Here is a 17,280-nt window from a genome sequence, read left to right as displayed (position 1 = left end):
GCAACTCCGGCCCGGCTACTGGCTCTTGATGTGCTCCTTCATGCCCTCCAGCCGGGTCAGCACCGGATATCCGCTCACGCTCAGCGCGTTCCCGTGCCCCGTCTCGTGGATGTCGAACACCGACTGGATGGCCGCGTAGAAACCCTGGACGTCGAGGCTCTGGTTGACGGCCCGCTTGGCCTGGCGGAGCCCGAAGGGCGGCATCTGGGCGATACGGTCGGCCAGGTCCATGGTGGCCGCGTCGAGTTCGTCGAGCGGAACGACCTGATTCACCATGCCGACCTTCTCCGCCTCGGCCGCCGTGACAGCCCGCCCGGTGAAGAGGATCTCCTTGGCCTTGCGGGCGCCCAACTCCCAGGTGTGGCCGTGGTATTCGACGCCCCCGATGCCCATGTGGACGACGGGGTCGGAGAATTCGGCGTTCTCGGCGGCCACGATCAGATCGCAGGGCCAGCAGAGCATGAGCCCGCCCGCGATGCACTTGCCCTGCACGGCGGCGATCGACGGCTTCGGAATGTTCCGCCAGCGCAGGGTGTAGTCGAGATACCGGCGGGTCTCCGCGTTGTAGATCCACTCCAGGGTGATCTCCTTCGGACCCGGCCAGCGGTCCTTCAGATCGTGCCCGGCGGAGAAGTGCCGCCCGTTGCCGCGCAGCACGATCACGCGTACGTCCTCGTCGGCCGCGGCCCGGCTCCACGCGTCGTCGAGATCGTCGAGGAGCGACATCGTCTGGGCGTTGGCGACCTCGGGCCGGTTGAGCGTGATGACCGCGACCCGGTCCTTGACCTCGTACAGAATCTGGTCCATCCGCGTGCTCCCTCTGTCGGTCCCGGCGGCTATCTGGGCAGGCCGAGGATGCGCTCGGCGATGATGTTGCGCTGGATCTCGGAGGTGCCGCCGGCGATGGTCCCGCCGAAGCTGCGCGCGTACCGTTCGAACCAGCTGGACGAGAACACCTCCATGTTCATGTGGAAGTGCGGGGCCGTCGAGGCGGGATGACGCAGAGCCTCGGTGCCGTGCGCCTCCAGGGCGCGCAGGGTGGCGTTCTGCACGGCCTCCGAGCCGAACAGCTTGAGCACGGACACCTCGGCCGGATTCCGGTCGGCGCCGAGTCGTCGATAGCCAAGCAGCTTCAGCGCCTGGAAGTCCATGAGCAGCGTGGCGTACCACTCCTCGTCGCACGCCGCGTCCCGGATCAGGTCCTCAAGCCGCTCGGCGTAGCTCAGCCACAGCAGGGTCCGTTCGTGCCCGAGCGAGCCGTTGGCCACCTTCCAGCCCTCGTTCAGCGGGCCGATCAGGTTCTCCCGGGGCACCCGGACGTCGGTGAAGAACACCTCGTTGAAGTCGAAGTCGTCGGGGTCCGCGATGGACCCGAAGGGCCGTCGGACCACGCCCTCGGTGTCGGTGGGGATCAGCAGCACACTGATGCCCCTGTGCTTGGGCGCCTCCGGATCGGTGCGTACGAACGTCAGCAGTACGTCCGCGTCATGCGCCCCCGACGTCCACACCTTCTGCCCGTTGACGACGAAGTGGTCGCCCTCCAGGGCCGCGCGCGTACGCAGCCCGGCGAGGTCGGAACCTGCGCCCGGCTCGCTCATGCCGAGGGCGGCCGTCAGCTCCGCGCGCAGGATGGGCGCGGCCCACCGCTGCTTCTGCTCCTCGGTGCCGAAGCTGAGGATGGAGGCGGCGATGATGCCGACGCCCTGCGGATTGAAGCTGTGGTAGATCCGGCGCCGGGACAACTCCTCGGCGTGGGCGAGCAGTTGGGGCAGGGAGGCGTTCCGTCCGCCGTACTCGGGCGGATTGCCGGGCACCAGCCAGCCCGCGTCGAACAGCTTCCGCTGCCACTCGCGCGCCCAACCGGGCACGTCCGCGCTGGACTTCGCACGAGGGACGGCTTCCTCGGCGGTGGGCAGGTTGGCGTCGAGGAAGGCGGCGAACTCGGCCCGGAACTCCTCGATCTCGGGGTCGGCGGCGAGTCTCATACCAGCAGCGCCTTCCTGTGCACGGACGCCGTACCCAGCAGGAGGTCACCGGCCTTGGCCCGTTTGAGGTGGATCTGGAGTTCGTTCTCCCAGGTGTAGCCCATCGCGCCGAAGAGCTGGAACCCGCTCTGGAAGCACAGCCGTTGGCACTCCCCCGCCGACGCCTTGGCCATCGCGGCGGCCCGCGCCCGCTCCGGGTCGTCCTCCGCGATGGTGAGGGCGGAGTAGAGGGCGAGTGCCCGGGCCCGTTCGATCGCGACGTACATGTCGGCGGCCTTGTGCTTGACCGCCTGGAAGGACCCGATGGGCACCCCGAACTGCTGTCGCTGCTTCACATGCGCGACGACCAGATCGAGGATGCGCCGACAGCTGCCGACGGTGGAGATCGCCAGCCCCATCAACGCCAACTCGGGTACACCGGCGACGAGTTCACTCTGCTCGACCCGGGCCACATGGATCGTCGGGTCAAAAACGGCAACCCGTTCGGCACGCACCTCGGCGCCACTCCGGACGACCACACCGTCCGACGTGAGGATCGCGATCTCGTCCGCCCGGTCGGCGTCGAGGACGAACTCCCCGACGCCGTCGAAGACCGCCGTCCCCGAGCCGCTCGGCAGCCGTCCGGCCAGCGGCGCGAACCAGGTGGCCGTGGCGAGGAAGGGCGTCGGATCAGCGGCGTACCCCAACTCCTCCAGGATGATCGCCAGTTCCACCGGAGGGGCCTCAAGCCAGCCCAACTCCAGGTAGGTCGACCAGAGTTGGTCCTCGGGCAGGGCGCGCGACTTGGCCACCGTCTCGCGGACCATGCGTTGCAGCATCCGCTGGTCCTCGTCGAATTCAAACTCCACGGGCGACCTCCAGAAGAACCTTGCCGATGGCACCCCGGCCGAGCCGCAGCGCGGCTCCCACCTCGTCGAGCGGGTGGACGGCATGGATACGGGGGTTGATGGCCCCCTCGGCGAACAGTCGGTGCAGTTCGGTGCGGGCGGCGACCAGCGCCTCCCGGTCGTGCCGGGCCCAGCCGCCGAAGTCGAAGCCGTGGATCGTGACGCCCTTGAGCATCGCCAGGTTCAACGGGATGCCCGGTATCTCCCCGCTCGCAAAACCCACATTGACGAACCGGCCGCCCCAGCGCATCCCGCGCAGCGCCTGCTCGGAGTGCGGCCCGCCGACCGGGTCGACGACGACATCGGCACCGCCGACCTCCTGGAGCGCGCGTTTCAGGTTGTCGTACGGCAGGACGGTCTGGGCACCGAGCTTGGCGCAGGCGGCGCGTTTCTCCTCGCTGGACGCGACAGCGATGACCTCCGCGCCCAGCAGCAGGGCGAGTTCGACGGCGGCGAGGCCGACCCCGCCGGCCGCGCCGAGCACCGCGACCCGCTCGCCCTCCTGTACGTCGGCGACCAGGCGCAGGGCGTTGAAGGCGGTGGCGTGCGAGACGCCGAAGGCCGCCGCGCGTTCCATGGGGACGGCGTCGGGGACGCGGTGGAGGCTGGTGGCGGGAACAGCGACGCGTTCGGCGAAGGCGCCGATGAACGCCGACCCGAAGACCCGCTCCCCGGCGCGGAATCCGTGCCCGTCCCGGGCGACCACGCCCGCGAACTCGCTCCCGGGGGTGAAGGGCACCGCGGCCTTCACCTGGTAGGCGCCCTCGATCACCAGCACGTCGGCGAAGTTGATCGCCGCGAACCTCACATCGACCGGCACCTCGCCCGTCGGCTCCGGGACCTCCTCGACGGTCACCGGACCGCCGAGGGTGTGACAGCGGGCGGCTCTCATAGCCGGGTCGTCGCGGCCAGTTCGGCGGCCTGGGCGGCCATCGTCAGGACCGTGTCGCCGTAGAAGGCCATCTTCGGGTTGCCGCCCTCGCCCTTGACGTGCCGGGCGTAGCCGCCTTCGAGGACGATGGCCATCTTGAAGCGGGCCAGCACCACGTAGTAGTCGATCTCGCTCACGTCCCGGCCGCTGACCTTGGCGTAGTGCTCCAGCAGGTCGGCCCGGTCGGGCATGCCCTCGTAGCTGACGTACCCCTTCTGGGTGCGGTCCTCGTCGGCGTTCGGCCAGCCCATGATCACCCAGGCGAGGTCGAGGAGCGGGTCGCCGACGGTGGCCATCTCGAAGTCGACGAGGGCGGCGAGGCGGGCGGGGGCGCCGTGCTGGAACATCACGTTGGCGAACTGGTAGTCGCCGTGGATGATGCCCGGGGTCCAGTGACTGGGCCGGTGCGCGCGCAGCCAGTCGGCGGCCGCGTCCAGGCCGGGTATCTCGCGGAACTTGAACTTGGCCAAGTGGGCCTGCCAGCGGTCCACTTGACGGTCGTGGAAGCCGTCGGGCCGGCCGAAGCCCTCAAGACCCTGGGCCCGCCAGTCGACGTTGCCGAGCCGGGCGATGCCCTCCACCAACTCGTAGGCCAGGCCGGGTCGCAGGGCGAGGTCGCTCTTGAAGGGTTCGGGCCAGCCGCCCTCGACGTTCATCGGCGACCAGCCGTCGACATGGCCCATGAGGTAGAAGCAGGACCCGATGACGTCGGTGTCCTCGCACACCGCGACGGCCTCGGGATGCGGAACGTCCGTCCCGTTCAGGGCGTTCAGCACCCGGAACTCTCGGAGCATGGTCTCGTTGCGGCCCGGCGGGACCTTCTCGGGCGGCTTGCGCAACACCAACTGGCGGTCGCCGCGCCGTATTTCGTAGATGTCGTTGGAGGTGCCCCCGGAGATGAGGGAGACCTCGACGGGTTCGCCGGGGGCGATGTCCTGGCCGTCCAGCCAGCGGGCGAGCGACTCTGTGTTCACAGGTTCTCCAGCTGCTTGCGGGCCCACTCCCGGCGTGCGGGCAGATGCTGGGTGGGCCAGAGTCCGGGGGTGGCCTCGTAGCCGCGCAGGAGATCGCGGGCCACGGTGATCTTGTGGACCTCCGTCGGTCCGTCGACGACGGCCATGACAGCCGCGCCGGTCCACATGTCGGCGAAGGGCATCTCGTTGGAGACGCCCAGGGCTCCGTGCAGATGCATCGAGCGGTAGACGACGTCGTGCAGGACCTTCGGCGTCAGGAACTTGATCGCGGCGATGTCCTTGCGGACCCGCTTGTAGTCGTTGTACTTGTCGATCTGCCAGGCCGTGTAGAGAACCATCAGCCGGAACTGCGTCAACTGGGCGTAGGAGTCGGCGAGATCGGCCTGCACGAGCTGCTTGTCCGCGAGCCGGCTGCCCTCGGTCTCGCGGGACAGCGCCCGCTCGGCCATCATGTCCAGCGCCCGCTGGCACTGCCCGACGACGCGCATGGCGTGATGGACGCGTCCGCCGCCCAGCCGGGTCTGGGCGATGGCGAACGCCTGGCCCTCCCCGCCGAGCAGCGCGTCACCGGGGACGCGGACGCCGTCGTACGCGATCAGCGCGTGCATGCCGTCCTCGGGGCCCTCGCCGAGCAGCCCGACGTTCCGCTCCATGCGGATGCCGGGGGTGTCGCTCGGTACGAGGAACATCGACATGCCCTTGTAGGGGCTGACGTCCGGGTCGGTCACCGCCATCACGATGACGAACTTCGAGGTGCGGGCGTTGGACGAGAAGTACTTGCGGCCGGTGATGACCCAGTCGTCGCCGTCACGCTCGGCCCGGGTGGTGAACATCTTCGGGTCGGCGCCGGCCTGCGGTTCGGTCATCGAGAAACAGGAGAAGCACTCACCCTCCAGCAGTGGCTGGAGGTAGCGCTCCTTCTGTTCCTCGGTGCCATAGCGGGCGATGATCTCGGCGTTGCCGGTGTCGGGGGCCGCCGTGCCGAAGATGACAGGTGCCCAGCTCGACGTACCGAGGATCTCGTTGATGAGGGCCAGCTTCAGCTGTCCGAAGCCGCGTCCGCCCAGTTCGGGACCGAGGTGCGGAGCCCACAGGCCCTGGTCGCGCACCTGTTGCTTGAGGGCGCGGACGACCGGGCCGGTCTCGTCGTCGAGGGGATGGTAGGCGCGGTCGGGGTAGAGGAGGTCCAGTGGGTCCACGCGCTCGGCGCGGAACCTCCTGATCCACTCCAGCTTCTCCTCGAACTCGGGCTCGGTGGAAAAGTCCCATGCCATGTCAGACGACCCTCGTTTCGACGACTCGATGCCGCGCGGGCACTGCTCCGGACGTCCGCGATGCAGGCGAGAATAACATTCTCATTCCATGCAAGTAAGAGTCTCGAAAGCTGCGGTGCGTGATTCGGTAGGGAGCTTCGCCTGATTACCGCTGAAGTGCAGTATCGTTCTACAGGTGACCGCCATCCCCGAAGAGCCAGCGTGGCGCCAACGCGCCGTCGAGCGATCCACCCGTGCCGCCAAACAACGTGCTGAGCAGCGCGTTCAGCGCTTCCTGGACGCGGCACAGGAACTCATCGCGGAGAAGGGGACGACAGACTTCACCGTCCAGGAGGTCGTCGACCGCTCGAAGCAGTCGCTGCGCAGCTTCTACCAGCACTTCGACGGCAAGCACGAGCTGCTGCTGGCCCTGTTCGAAGACGCTCTGTCCACGTCGGCGACCGAGATCCGCGAGGCCACAGCGGGCACCGGCGAGCCACTGCCCCGCCTCCGGATCGCGGTGGAGATGCTGTTCGAGCAGTCGCTGCCCAACCCCGGTGTCCAGCGCCCCCTGTTCAGCGACTTCGCCCTGCAACTGCTGGTCAAGCACCCGGCCCAGGTGGCCACCGCGCATCTGCCCCTGTTGACCCTGTTCACAGAGCTTCTGGAGCAGGCCGCCGAAACAGGCAGCATCCACGCGGACAAGCCCCGCCGGCTGGCGGCGCTCCTCATGCAGACCGTCATGTTCTCTGCGCAGGCCAACGGCGTCCCCTCGGACAGCCACGCGCACCCGGTGACCGCGGACGAGGTGTGGCAGTTCTGCCTCGGTGGTATCTCCGGCGCCTGAACCGCCACCGCCGCGGAGAGCGACGTTCTCACTCTCCGCGGCGACGAGGCGTATGCGCCAGCAGCTGGACGCGTCAGCAGTAGAGGTTGCCGCCGGGGCTGACGCCGAGGATCGAGGCGAAGCGCTGGTAGGCGTCGACGCGGCTCTGGACCTGGGCGGGGTTCTTCCCGTCGCACTCCAGCGAACCGTTGATGGACCGGATGGTCTGTCCGAAGCCGGCCTGGTTGACCATGGCGTTGTGCGGGGTCATCGTGCCGGGCCCCGACTGGGTGTTCCAGTACCACAGGCCGGTCTTCCAGGCGACGGCCGCGTCGTTCTGCACCAGCCAGGGGTTGCCCAGCAGGTTGAGGCCGAGTGCGTCACCGGCGGCCTTGTAGTTGAAGTTCCAGCTGAGCTGGATCGGACCGCGCCCGTAGTAGGCGGACTGGCCCGCCGGGCAGCCGTAGGGCTGGTTCCAGTCGCAGTAGTGCGGGTAGTTGGCGGTGTTCTGCTCCACGATGTGGACCAGCCCGCCGGTCTCGTGGTTGACGTTGGCGAGGAACGCCGCCGCCTCCTGCTTCTTCACGGTGTCGCTGCCGGTCTTCGCGAACGCCGGATAGGCGCTCAGCGCGGCGGTCAGCCCGCTGTACGTGTAGAAGGAGTTCCGGCTCGGGAACATCTGGTTGAACTGCGCCTCGGAGACCACGAATCCGGAGGGTACCGTCGAGCCGTCGCACGCGTACGGCTCCCAGTACCAGGTGCTGATGGTCGGGTCGTAGCCCGGGTTGTCGTGCTCGGCGATGTACGCCTTGCCGTCCGTGTAGCGGACGATGTTGCCGGTGACGTAGGCCTTGCCGGCCACCCAGGCCGGGTAGCTGGAACACGCGGCGGCGGACGCGCTCGGTGCCGGCAGGAGCACCGGCGCGGCGGTTCCGAGGACGAGTGCGGTCAGGAGTGCGGAGATACGGCGCCTCGACACAGGGTCAACTCCTTCGCGGAGCACGGCCGCTCCCGCCCAGGGGGAGCGTGGAGCCGGCCCTTGGCGCACGTGCCGGCCTCAGCCGGCCACGGCGTGGGGCGGCCGTGGTGGGGGGTGTGGAGGCACACTCAACTCCCTTGGTCTGGACCAGTCAAGGGTATAGACCAGCCAACGCACCAAAGGAGAGAGTGAGTTCCGCGAAGAAGGCGGGGCGGGTCAGCTCAGCGGCTTCGCCAGCACCGCCTTGCGGTGGCTGAACGTCTCGATCGAGTAGCGGCCGTGGTAGCTGCCCATCCCGCTCTCCCCTACCCCGCCGAACGGCAGGTCGGAGACGGTGAGATGGGCGAGCGGCAGACCGTAGCCGACAGCACCGGAGGACGTCTCGGCGGCGATGCGCTCGCGGGTCGTGCCGGACTCGGTGAACACGTACAGCGCGAGCGGCTTGTCGCGGTCGTTGATGAAGCCGATCGCCTCGTCGAGTCCGGGCACGGTGACGATGGGCAGGATCGGTCCGAAGATCTCCTCGCTCATCACGGGCGAGGCGGGGTCGACATCGGCGAGGACGGTCGGCGCGATGTACTTGGTCGTCCGGTCCTTGGCGCCGCCGACGACGACCCGGCCCGAGTCGAGCAGGCCCCCGAGCCGGTCGAAGTGCCGTTCGTTGACGATCCGGCCGTACTCGGTGGAGGTGGCCGGGTCGGCGCCGAAGAGCTTCTCGACGGCCTCGGCGAGCGCGGGCTCCAGCGCGGCGGCGGTCCCGGGGTCGGTCAGGACGTAGTCGGGGGCGACGCAGGTCTGGCCGGCGTTGAGGAACTTGCCCCGGACCAGCCGAACAGCGACGACGTCCACGTCGATGCCGGTGTCGACGAACGCCGGGGACTTGCCGCCGAGTTCGAGGGCGACCGGGGTGAGGTGCTCGGCGGCGGCGCGCATCACGATCCGGCCGACGGTGCCGTTGCCGGTGTAGAAGATGTGGTCGAAGCGCTCGGCGAGCAGGGCCGTGGTCTCCGGGACACCGCCCTCGACGACGGCGACCGCGTCCGTGTCCAGGTACTCCGGCAGCAGCCGGGCGACGACCTCGGAGGTGGCGGGGGCCAGTTCGCTCGGCTTGACCACCACGGCGTTCCCGGCGGCGAGCGCACCGACGACGGGGGTCAGCAGCAGTTGCACCGGATAGTTCCAGGGGGCGATGACCAGGACGACGCCCAGCGGGTCGTACTGCGTCCAGGCGGTGGCGTCGGCACCGAGGCGCTCCGGGACCGGCGCGGACTCGGGGCGCAGCCAGCCGTCGAGGTGGTCGAGGGTGTGGTCGATCTCCCGGATCGTGAAGTCGATCTCCGTGCGGTACGCCTCGGCCGAACTCTTGCCGAGGTCCGCATGGAGGGCGGCGGCCACGTCGTCGCCGTGCTCCGTGAGGAGGTCACGCAGGCGGTAGAGCTGCCCCTTGCGCCACTCGACGGGCTTGGTGCGGCCCGTACGGAAGGTGGTGCGCAGGCGCGCCACGATGTCGGTGGGCTGCTCGGTTGGCCGCTCGGTGGACATGGGGTGGTTCACGGTGCCTCGCTCAGGCTCGATGCGTACTCGACGTTCTCGATGTTCTCGATCACCAGGCCAACCCCGCACCAGGCAAAATATATTCCCTATACATGAAAGTAGCTGAAGGTGACCGACACTTACCACGAGTGTCGACGTCGACGTCAGACCTGGGCCGTCGTCTCGTCGAGCGTCTCGGCCAGCCGGTCCAGGAGGGCGCGCAGCAGTTCCTCGTCGCCGTCGCTGAGCTGCGGCCAGTCCGCGCGGACCTCGCGGTCGATGCGGCGCCAGTACTCCGTGCCGCGCGGGGTGAGGTGGACGAGGATGCGGCGGCGGTCGTGCGGGTCGACCCGGCGGTGGACGAGGTTCTGGTCGACGAGGTGGTCGACCAGCCGGGTCAGGGTCGGCGGCGGCAGGAAGGCGGCCTCGGCGATCGCGGTCATGTGGTGACCGGCGCCGTCGGAGAGCAGGGCGAGCACGCGCCAGGCGTCGAGCGAGCAGCCGTGCTCGTCCAGCACGGGCTGGAGACGGCGTGCGGCCAGCCGCTCGGCCCGGGTCAGGAGCCGCAGAAGGTCCTGGGGCCGACGCTGCGACGATGTGGTCATCCTGCTCCTCGGTCCCGGGGGTGCGTACATCGTATGAGACGGAATCGTATGAGCGGGACGGAAGTTCGCCGGACCGCACCGGAACCATGATGCCGGTCCATCAGTCGTCGACCTCGCCGAGGAAGGGACGGACCTCGACCGGCAGGGTGGTGGCCAGTGCCGCCTTGCGGCCCCACTCCAGGGCGGCGTCGAGGTCGGGGGCCATGACGAGGCAGATCCCGCCGAGGAACTCCTTGTGCTCGGCGTAGGGCCCTTCGACCACCTCGACCTCGTCGCCCAGGGGCCGCACCACGGTCGCGGCGTCCGGGCGGTGGAGTCCGCCCGCGAAGACCCAGGCCCCGGCCTCGCGCAACTCCTCGTGGAAGACGTTCAGTCTGCGATTGATCTCCACCATGGTCTCGGGCGCGGACGTTTCGCCGACCGGCTTCATGGCGCTGAGCAGGTAGTACTTCATCGCGTCCTCCTGTGCATCACGACTCTGCCCCCTCTCCTACACGAAGGGAGCACCGCTGTAGAGACACAACGCACCCCGACACCGGGAGAATCTCTTCATGACCGTCACTCCGCACCCGCTCGTCACCGAAGCCCGCCGACTCGCCGCCGAGGTCCTGGCCCCGCAGGCCGGCCGGGTCGACCAGGAGGGCGTGCCCGCGAGCAGCATCAAGGCCATCAAACGGTCGGGGCTGCTCGGAGTGAGCGCGCCGAAGGAGTACGGGGGTGCGGGGGCGCCCGCCTCGGTGGCCCGCGAGGTCGCCGAGATCCTGGCCGGGGCATGCTGCTCGACCTGGTTCGTCCAGACCCAGCACCACACCCCCGTGAAGCTCCTGACGGAGTCTCAACTTCCGGTACGACAGCGCCTGTTGGGACCGCTCTCGACGGGCGCGCTGCTCTCCGGCATCGCGTACGCGCATCTGCGTTCCTTCCCGCACGTCCTGGTGCGGGCCGGGTACGAGCGCGGCGGCTGGCGCTTCGACGGGACGGTCCCCTGGTACACGGGCTGGGGGCTGAACGACGTCATGCTGCTCGCGGGACTCACGGACACGGACGAGGTGGTGTTCGCATTCGCCGACGCGCGCGAACAGTCGGGGCTGCGCGCCTCGCCGATCATGCGCCTGGCGGCCCTCACGGCCGCCCGTACGGTCTCCCTGGAACTGAAGGGCCTCAGGCTCCCGGACGAGGCGGTCGTCCTGCGCACCCCGCGCGAGAAATTCGCCCTCGACGACCTCCCCCGCGCGACCAACACCAACCCGGCCGTGTTCGGCGTGGCATACGCGGCCCTGGACCTCCTCGCCGCCCACCCCGACGCCACGGCAACGGCCCGCTCCCTCCGCACCCGCCTGGACGCCGTACGCCGCAACGCATACGCCCTCGCGGACCACCGCCGCCCCCAGGAACACATCGCCCAACGCCTGGCCCTCAAAACAAGCGCCTACGACCTCATGCGCACAGCGACAACAGCGGCGATCGTGGCGGGAGGAGGCCGCTCCCTGGACCTCAACAGCCCAGCCCAACGCCTGGCCCGAGAGGGCATGTTCCTCCTGATCCAGGGCCAGACAACGGACGTACGCACAGCCCACCTGGGCTCACTGACCGACTAGTGGCGAGGTGCGCTACCGCGCCCCTGAAAGAGCGCGAAGCGCGCCTTTCAGGGGCGTGGGGAACTGCGCGACAGGCCCCCACCGGCCCCGCGGCCAAAGACCCCTCACCCAGCAAACGGCACCTGCGCCACAGGCACCACACCCGCCCCGGCAACCGGATGCCGCCACAACCCACGCGCGGCCAGCCGAGGCAAAACCCCTTCCCCGAACCAGTACGCCTCTTCCAAGTGCGGATACCCGGACAGCACGAACTCGTCGATCCCCAGAGCGTGGTACTCGGCGATCCGATCGGCAACCTCGTCATGGCTACCCACAAGCGCGGTTCCCGCGCCACCCCGCACCAGCCCGATGCCCGCCCACAGATTGGGATAAATCTCCAGCCCGTCCCGATTTCCACCCCCGTGCAGGGCCAACATCCGCTGCTGCCCCTCCGACTCACTCCGCGCAAGCCCCGCCTGGATGTCCCGCACGGTCGCCGGGTCGAACCCGGCGAGGATCCGGTCCGCCTCCGCCCACGCCGCCTCGGCGGTGTCGCGGGTGATGACATGCAGCCGGATCCCGAACCGCAGGGTGCGCCCCTGCTCGGCGGCCAGCCCCCTGACCCAGGCGATCTTCTCCGCGACCTGGGCCGGCGGCTCGCCCCAGGTGAGGTACACGTCGACATGCCGGGCGGCGACCTCACCGGCGATCGGCGAGGAGCCCCCGAAGTACACCTCGGGCACCGGATCGGGCACGCGGGCCAGCTTGGCGTCCTCGACCCGGAGGTGTTCACCGGCCAGATCGACCGTCTTGCCCTCCCACAACTCCCGTACGACTTCGAGGAATTCGCCGGTACGACAGTACCGGGCGTCCTTGTCGAGGAAGTCGCCGTAGGCCTTCTGCTCGTGGCTCTCGCCGCCGGTGACGACGTTGAGGAGGAGCCGTCCGCCGGACTGGCGCTGGAAGGTGGACGCCATCTGCGCGGCGAGGGTCGGGGAGACGAAGCCGGGGCGGAAGGCGACCAGGAACTTCAGGCGCTCGGTGTGCTGGCTGACCATCGCGGTGGTCAGCCAGGCGTCCTCGCACCAGGCTCCGGTGGGGGTGAGCGCGCCGACGAAGCCCAGGTCCTCGGCGGCGCGGGCGATCTGGCTCAGATAGGCGACCGTCGGCGGGCGGTTCTGTCCGAAGGCGGTGGCCGGGGTGCCGTGACCGCCGCCGACGACATGACGGCTGTCGCCGTTGGTGGGGAGGAACCAGTGAAAGGTGAGGGACACCGAAGATCTCCGATCGGGAACGTCGCGGGGAACGTCGTCGCGTTACAGCAGGCCGTGGCGAGGCGGTTTCGTGCCGTTCAGTACGTAGCGGCCGATGTGCTGGATCTTCCAGCGGGCCGGGTCGTGCAGGGTGTGGGTGCGGGCGTCGCGCCAATGCCGGTGCAGGTTAAGGGAGTTGAGCGCCGAGCGGGTGCCGGCGACCTCGAAGAGGGCACCGGTGACCTCCACGGCGGTGGTCGCCGCGTGCGCCTTCGTGACGGCCACCGCGATGGACGCCTCGGCCGCCGACTCGTCGGTGAGGTCGGCGCGGGCCGCGTCCACCGCACGGGCCGCCTCACGCAGCAGCGCCTCGGACGCCCGTAGCTGGACGGCGAGTTCACCGAACCGCTGGATCAGCAGCGGGTCCTCGGCGGCGGTCTCGGCGCCGCTCTCGAACCAGGGCCGGCTCTTGGTCCGCACGAACTCGGCGGCCTCGGCGAACGCTCCCCCGGCGATACCGACGTCGATGGCCGTGTGCAGCAACTGGGCTACGGCGCCGTGGAGTTGGGGTCCTTGAAAGGTGAGGTGGTGCGGGAGGACCCGGTCGGCCGGGACGGGGACCGCGTCGAGCCGGACGGTGCCGCTGGCCGTCGTACGCTGGCCCATGCCGTCCCAGTCGTCCACGACCGTGAGCCCGGGCGCGTCGCGCTCGACGTACGCCACATGGAGGTTGTCGTCCTCGGTGCGGGCGAGGACGGGGATCCAGTCGGCGAACAGGGCGCCCGTGGAGTAGTGCTTGACGCCGGTCAGCACGTACGAGCCGTCGGGCCCTCGCTCCAGCCGGGTGCGGATGTCCTGGACGTTCTTCGTCCCCGCCTCCGACTGGGCGTTGCCGAGGCGCCGCCCCGCGAGGATCTCGCCGAAGAAGAACTCCCGTTGCTCCGGCGCCCCCTGACGGCGGATCACATTGACGTACGCGAAGTGGCTCTGCGGGATCTGGGCGAGGCTCGCGTCGGCCGAGGCGAGAAGCCGGAAGATCTCGGCCAGGGTCTCCTGGCGTACGTCCGCTCCCCCGTACTCGGCGGGCACCGTGACCGCGAGCAGTCCCGAGGTGGAGAGACGGTCCAACTCCGCGCGGGGGAGCCGCCGTTCGGCGTCCCGCGCGGCGGCCCCGGTGCGGAACTCGTCCGCCAGGGCCGCCGCCACGGTCAGGGCCTCCACGTCGTCGGCGATGACTTTCGCGGTCATGGGATCAGACCGCCGCGGCGAAGACCGGGGAGCGGCCGAGCGCGGTCGAGAACTGGTCGAGGACCTGGGTGAGGGCCTCGGCGGTGGCCGGCGCGACGGAGATGGAGCCGTCCTCGTGGGCGGTGATGTCCTTGTCGAGGGTGAACCAGCCCTGGACGATGTGGGCGGCACCCATCGAGTTGAGGACCGGACGCAGGGCGTAGTCGATGGCCAGGACATGGGCGGTGGAGCCGCCGGTGGCCAGCGGCAGCACGGTCTTTCCGGTGAGCGCGTACTGCGGGAGCAGATCGAGGAGCGCCTTGAGGACACCGGAGTAGGACGCCTTGTAGACCGGGGTGCCCACGACGACACCGTCGGCGCGCGCGAACAGTTCGGTGGCCTCGACGATCGCCGGATGGCGGAAGTCGGCGCCGAGCAGGGCTTCGGCCGGGATGGTGCGGACGTCGAGCGGGATCACCTCGTGGCCCTGGACGGCCAGCCGGGAGTCCAGGTGGCGCAGGAGCTTGCCGGTGCGGGAGGAGACGGAGGGGCTGCCGGAGACGGACAGGACGGTGGCCATGGGTCCTCTTTCTGGAGGCTTTCCGGAGGCGATCCGGAGGTCGGGGTGCCCGCGCGCCGGCGCGGGCACCCCGGGGGAAGTGGTCAGGAGTACCAGGTGGGTTCGGGCAGTTCGCCTTCGAGGACCCAGCGGCCGACCTCGCGCCGCTTGTAGGCGACGGGGTCGTGGAGGGTGTGCGTGCGGACGTTGCGCCAGAACCGGTCGAGGCCCTCGGTGCTCGCCGTGGAGCGGGCGCCGGTCACCTCGAAGATGCGGCCCGCGATCTCCAGGGCGACATCGGTGGCGCGGGCCTTGACTGCGGCGACCCTGACCTCGAAGTCGCCACGCGTCTTCGGGGTGACGGCGTCGGGGTCGTCGTGCAGCCGCTGCCCCTCGGCGGCGACGGTGTCGGCGAGGGCCTCGACCGCCCAGAGCTTGGCGGTCAGATCGCCGTAGGTGTCGATGACGTACGGCTCGTCGACCGCCCGCTCGTGCCCGCCGTGCAGCCAGGACCGGGCCTTGGTGCGGGTGTAGCCGGCGGCCGTCTCCAGGGCGCCGCCCGCGATCCCGAGGTAGAAGTTGGCGAACACCAGTTGGATGGTGGGGACGTTGAGGGTGTTGTAGGTCCGCGGCCGGAACTCCCTGTCGACGTAACCGGCGGCCGAGGACCACGGCGTACGGACCCGGTCGAGGGTGACGCCGCCGCTCTCGGTGAGGCGCTGGCCGATGTTGTCCCAGTCGTCGTGGAAGGTCAGGCCCTCGGAGTCGGAGGGCACGATCGCGAAGACATGCTGGTCGGTGCCTTCCAGGACGCCTTCGAGGACAGTGACGTCGGAGACCCTGCTGCCGGTGGAGAAGGACTTACGGCCGGTGAAGAGGAGGTCGTCGCCGTCCTCGGTGACCACGACGTCCTTGTCGCGCGGGTTGACGGCCCCGCCGAAGAACCACTGGCCCCGGGCGGCCTCGGCCTCCACGTGCTCCCACTGTTCGCGGGTGCCGACCAACCGGGCGGCCCAGTTCCACAGGTAGTGGTAGCCGAGGAGCTGCCCGATGGAGCCGTCGGCCTTGGCGACCTCGCGGACGACCCGGTAGGCCGTCGTCCAGTCCTGGCCCCCGCCGCCGTGCTCCGTGGGGCCGAGCAGGGTGACGAGCCCGGAGTCCTTGAGGAGCCGGACCTCGGCGTACGGGGTCGCGCCGGCGCGGTCGCGTTCGGCGGCGTCGGTGGCGAGGACGGCGGCCACCTCGGTGGCGCGGGCGATCCAGTCCTGGGCGGTGTGCGGGGCGGGGCGGGTCCGCCAGTCGGCGGGCGTGGCGATGCTCATCTCGATGACCTCCTCAGACCTGGGCGGGGACGACGGACTCGGGCGCGGACTCGGTTGCGGTGCCGGGCAGTTGGGCCTCCAGCTCGCGCACGAGCGGCAGCACCCGCTTGCCGAAGTACTCGACCTCCTCGTGGTAGTGCAGGAAGCCGAGGAGGAGCAGATCGACGCCGAGCCTCTTGTACGCGACGATCCGCTCCGCGATCTGCTCGGGCGTGCCGATGAGCCCCGTACGGAAGCCGTCGTTGTACTGGACGAGGTCCTCGAAGGTGGAGTCCTGCCACATGCCCTTGCCGTCGGCGGCGGACTGTCCGGCTTGCTTGACGGCGGCGCCGAAGCCCTCGACGGCCTCCCGGTCGGCGTTCGCGACGATCTCGCGGAGCGTGTCGCGGGCCTCGGCCTCGGTGTCACGGGCGATGAGGAAGCCGTTGAGGCCGAACTTCGGTGCGCGGCGGCCTACTTGGGCGGCCGATGCCCGTACGTCGGCGATCTGCTCGACGACCCCGTCGAAGTCCTTGCCGTTGGAGAAGTACCAGTCGGAGACCCGGCCGGCCATGGCGCGGGCGGCGGTGGAGTTGCCGCCCTGGAAGATCTCGGGGTGCGGGCGCTCGGGCGAGTTGAGGGGCTTGGGCTTGAGGGAGAAGTCGCGCAACCGGTAGAAGTCACCGGCGAGTTCGGTGTGGTCCTCGGTCCAGATCTGGCGCAGCGCCTGGATGAACTCCTCGGAGCGGCGGTAGCGCTCGTCGTGCTCCAGCCAGGGCTCGCCGAGGGCGGTGAACTCGCCCTTGAACCAGCCGGATACGACGTTCACGGCGAAGCGGCCGTTCGACAAATGGTCGGCGGTGGCGCCGAGTTTGGCGAGGACACCCGGGTGCCAGAGCCCGGGGTGGACGGCGGCGATGACCTTCAGTCGCTGGGTGGCGAGGAGCAGGGCGAGGCTGAAGCTGGTCGACTCGTGCTGGAACTCGGCGCCGTAGCTGGCCATGTAGCGGACCTGGCTGAGCGCGTACTCGAAACCGTTGTTCTCGGCGAGGACGGCGAGTTCGCGGTTGTAGTCGTAACCCCAGTCGGTGCGCTGCTCGATCTTGCTGGTGACGAGTCCACCACTGACGTTGGGGACCCAGTAGGCGAATTTCACGGGCTCTGCGGGAATGGGATCTGTGGGAACGGCCTCTGCGGGCATGCGGAACTCCTGTTGCGGAATGCGTTTCCGGGCACGCCAATTCCGGCCGGAGCGAAATCCGGCAAGATGTCAGGCGGTTACGGAAAGCGCGCGGCGGATCGGGACGGGGATCAGGCCGCGGAACAACAGGAGGCGCTGGAGACGCGCGCGAGGTCGACGTGGCGTCGCCGCGTGAGGTCCAGTCGCATC

Annotated in this window: 18 protein-coding genes; 2 read left to right on the top strand and 16 right to left on the bottom strand. The window is 69.6% G+C overall.

Features of this window, described 5'->3' with window-relative positions:
- Nucleotides 1-15: 15 nt before the first annotated feature.
- From OG787_RS48845 to OG787_RS48820, 6 genes are read right to left on the bottom strand one after another with little or no spacing between them, the layout of a single operon-like run.
- The gene (locus tag OG787_RS48845) at nt 16-807 is read right to left on the bottom strand and encodes an enoyl-CoA hydratase (protein WP_369031693.1); all 792 of its coding nucleotides are present in this window, start codon (nt 805-807) and stop codon (nt 16-18) included.
- A gap of 29 nt (nt 808-836) precedes the next feature.
- On the bottom strand, nt 837-1,985 hold the full coding sequence (locus OG787_RS48840; RefSeq protein WP_405539923.1) for an acyl-CoA dehydrogenase family protein: 1,149 nt from the start codon (nt 1,983-1,985) through the stop codon (nt 837-839).
- Nucleotides 1,982-2,833, bottom strand: coding sequence for an acyl-CoA dehydrogenase family protein (locus OG787_RS48835; RefSeq protein WP_369031695.1), 852 nt, complete (start codon nt 2,831-2,833; stop codon nt 1,982-1,984). The genes OG787_RS48840 and OG787_RS48835 overlap by 4 nt, the downstream gene beginning before the upstream one ends.
- On the bottom strand, nt 2,823-3,764 hold the full coding sequence (locus OG787_RS48830; protein ID WP_405539921.1) for an NADPH:quinone oxidoreductase family protein: 942 nt from the start codon (nt 3,762-3,764) through the stop codon (nt 2,823-2,825). Before OG787_RS48830 ends, OG787_RS48835 begins: the two co-directional genes overlap by 11 nt.
- Nucleotides 3,761-4,777, bottom strand: coding sequence for a phosphotransferase family protein (locus tag OG787_RS48825; RefSeq protein ID WP_369031697.1), 1,017 nt, complete (start codon nt 4,775-4,777; stop codon nt 3,761-3,763). The genes OG787_RS48830 and OG787_RS48825 overlap by 4 nt, the downstream gene beginning before the upstream one ends.
- The gene (locus OG787_RS48820) at nt 4,774-6,051 is read right to left on the bottom strand and encodes an acyl-CoA dehydrogenase family protein (RefSeq protein WP_405539920.1); all 1,278 of its coding nucleotides are present in this window, start codon (nt 6,049-6,051) and stop codon (nt 4,774-4,776) included. Before OG787_RS48820 ends, OG787_RS48825 begins: the two co-directional genes overlap by 4 nt.
- A gap of 175 nt (nt 6,052-6,226) precedes the next feature.
- Here OG787_RS48820 and OG787_RS48815 point away from each other — a divergent pair, with 175 nt between their 5' ends.
- Nucleotides 6,227-6,877, top strand: coding sequence for a TetR/AcrR family transcriptional regulator (locus tag OG787_RS48815; RefSeq protein WP_369031699.1), 651 nt, complete (start codon nt 6,227-6,229; stop codon nt 6,875-6,877).
- Nucleotides 6,878-6,950: 73 nt separating this feature from the next.
- On the opposite strand, the gene OG787_RS48810 is transcribed toward OG787_RS48815, so the two are convergent.
- The 4 genes from OG787_RS48810 to OG787_RS48795 all read right to left on the bottom strand — a co-directional run bounded on the left by OG787_RS48810 (nt 6,951) and on the right by OG787_RS48795 (nt 10,427).
- The gene (locus tag OG787_RS48810; RefSeq protein WP_369031700.1) at nt 6,951-7,835 is read right to left on the bottom strand and encodes a glycoside hydrolase family 19 protein; all 885 of its coding nucleotides are present in this window, start codon (nt 7,833-7,835) and stop codon (nt 6,951-6,953) included.
- Between the two features lie 216 nt (nt 7,836-8,051).
- A complete protein-coding gene (locus tag OG787_RS48805; RefSeq protein WP_405539919.1) occupies nt 8,052-9,377 on the bottom strand; it encodes an aldehyde dehydrogenase family protein in 1,326 nt (441 codons plus the stop codon).
- A 155-nt stretch (nt 9,378-9,532) separates the two neighbouring features.
- Nucleotides 9,533-9,973, bottom strand: coding sequence for a MarR family winged helix-turn-helix transcriptional regulator (locus OG787_RS48800; RefSeq protein WP_369031703.1), 441 nt, complete (start codon nt 9,971-9,973; stop codon nt 9,533-9,535).
- Between the two features lie 100 nt (nt 9,974-10,073).
- Nucleotides 10,074-10,427: a YciI family protein gene (locus tag OG787_RS48795; protein WP_369031704.1), complete on the bottom strand. Its 354-nt coding sequence runs from the start codon at nt 10,425-10,427 to the stop codon at nt 10,074-10,076.
- 97 nt (nt 10,428-10,524) lie between these two features.
- On the opposite strand from OG787_RS48795, the gene OG787_RS48790 reads away from it, so the two are divergent.
- Nucleotides 10,525-11,571 (top strand): acyl-CoA dehydrogenase family protein, encoded by a 1,047-nt coding sequence (locus tag OG787_RS48790; protein WP_369031705.1) that lies wholly within the window; start codon nt 10,525-10,527, stop codon nt 11,569-11,571.
- Between the two features lie 104 nt (nt 11,572-11,675).
- On the opposite strand, the gene OG787_RS48785 is transcribed toward OG787_RS48790, so the two are convergent.
- The 6 genes from OG787_RS48785 to OG787_RS48760 all read right to left on the bottom strand — a co-directional run bounded on the left by OG787_RS48785 (nt 11,676) and on the right by OG787_RS48760 (nt 17,279).
- On the bottom strand, nt 11,676-12,824 hold the full coding sequence (locus OG787_RS48785; protein ID WP_405539917.1) for an LLM class flavin-dependent oxidoreductase: 1,149 nt from the start codon (nt 12,822-12,824) through the stop codon (nt 11,676-11,678).
- 42 nt (nt 12,825-12,866) lie between these two features.
- Nucleotides 12,867-14,051: an SfnB family sulfur acquisition oxidoreductase gene (locus OG787_RS48780; protein WP_405539915.1), complete on the bottom strand. Its 1,185-nt coding sequence runs from the start codon at nt 14,049-14,051 to the stop codon at nt 12,867-12,869.
- Between the two features lie 4 nt (nt 14,052-14,055).
- On the bottom strand, nt 14,056-14,610 hold the full coding sequence (ssuE, locus tag OG787_RS48775) for an NADPH-dependent FMN reductase (RefSeq protein WP_405539914.1): 555 nt from the start codon (nt 14,608-14,610) through the stop codon (nt 14,056-14,058).
- A gap of 83 nt (nt 14,611-14,693) precedes the next feature.
- Entirely contained in the window at nt 14,694-15,911 is a 1,218-nt protein-coding gene (locus tag OG787_RS48770; RefSeq protein WP_369031709.1) for an acyl-CoA dehydrogenase family protein, read from the bottom strand.
- 13 nt (nt 15,912-15,924) lie between these two features.
- A complete protein-coding gene (sfnG, locus tag OG787_RS48765) occupies nt 15,925-17,061 on the bottom strand; it encodes a dimethylsulfone monooxygenase SfnG (protein WP_405540798.1) in 1,137 nt (378 codons plus the stop codon).
- Nucleotides 17,062-17,201: 140 nt separating this feature from the next.
- On the bottom strand, nt 17,202-17,279 hold the full coding sequence (locus OG787_RS48760) for a putative leader peptide (protein ID WP_353962189.1): 78 nt from the start codon (nt 17,277-17,279) through the stop codon (nt 17,202-17,204).
- Between the last annotated feature and the right edge of the window lies 1 nt (nt 17,280).

It is taken from the genome of Streptomyces sp. NBC_00075 (assembly GCF_045041225.1).
GTDB lineage: Bacteria > Actinomycetota > Actinomycetes > Streptomycetales > Streptomycetaceae > Streptomyces > Streptomyces adonidis.
This window is presented reverse-complemented; position numbering and strand designations above follow the sequence as displayed.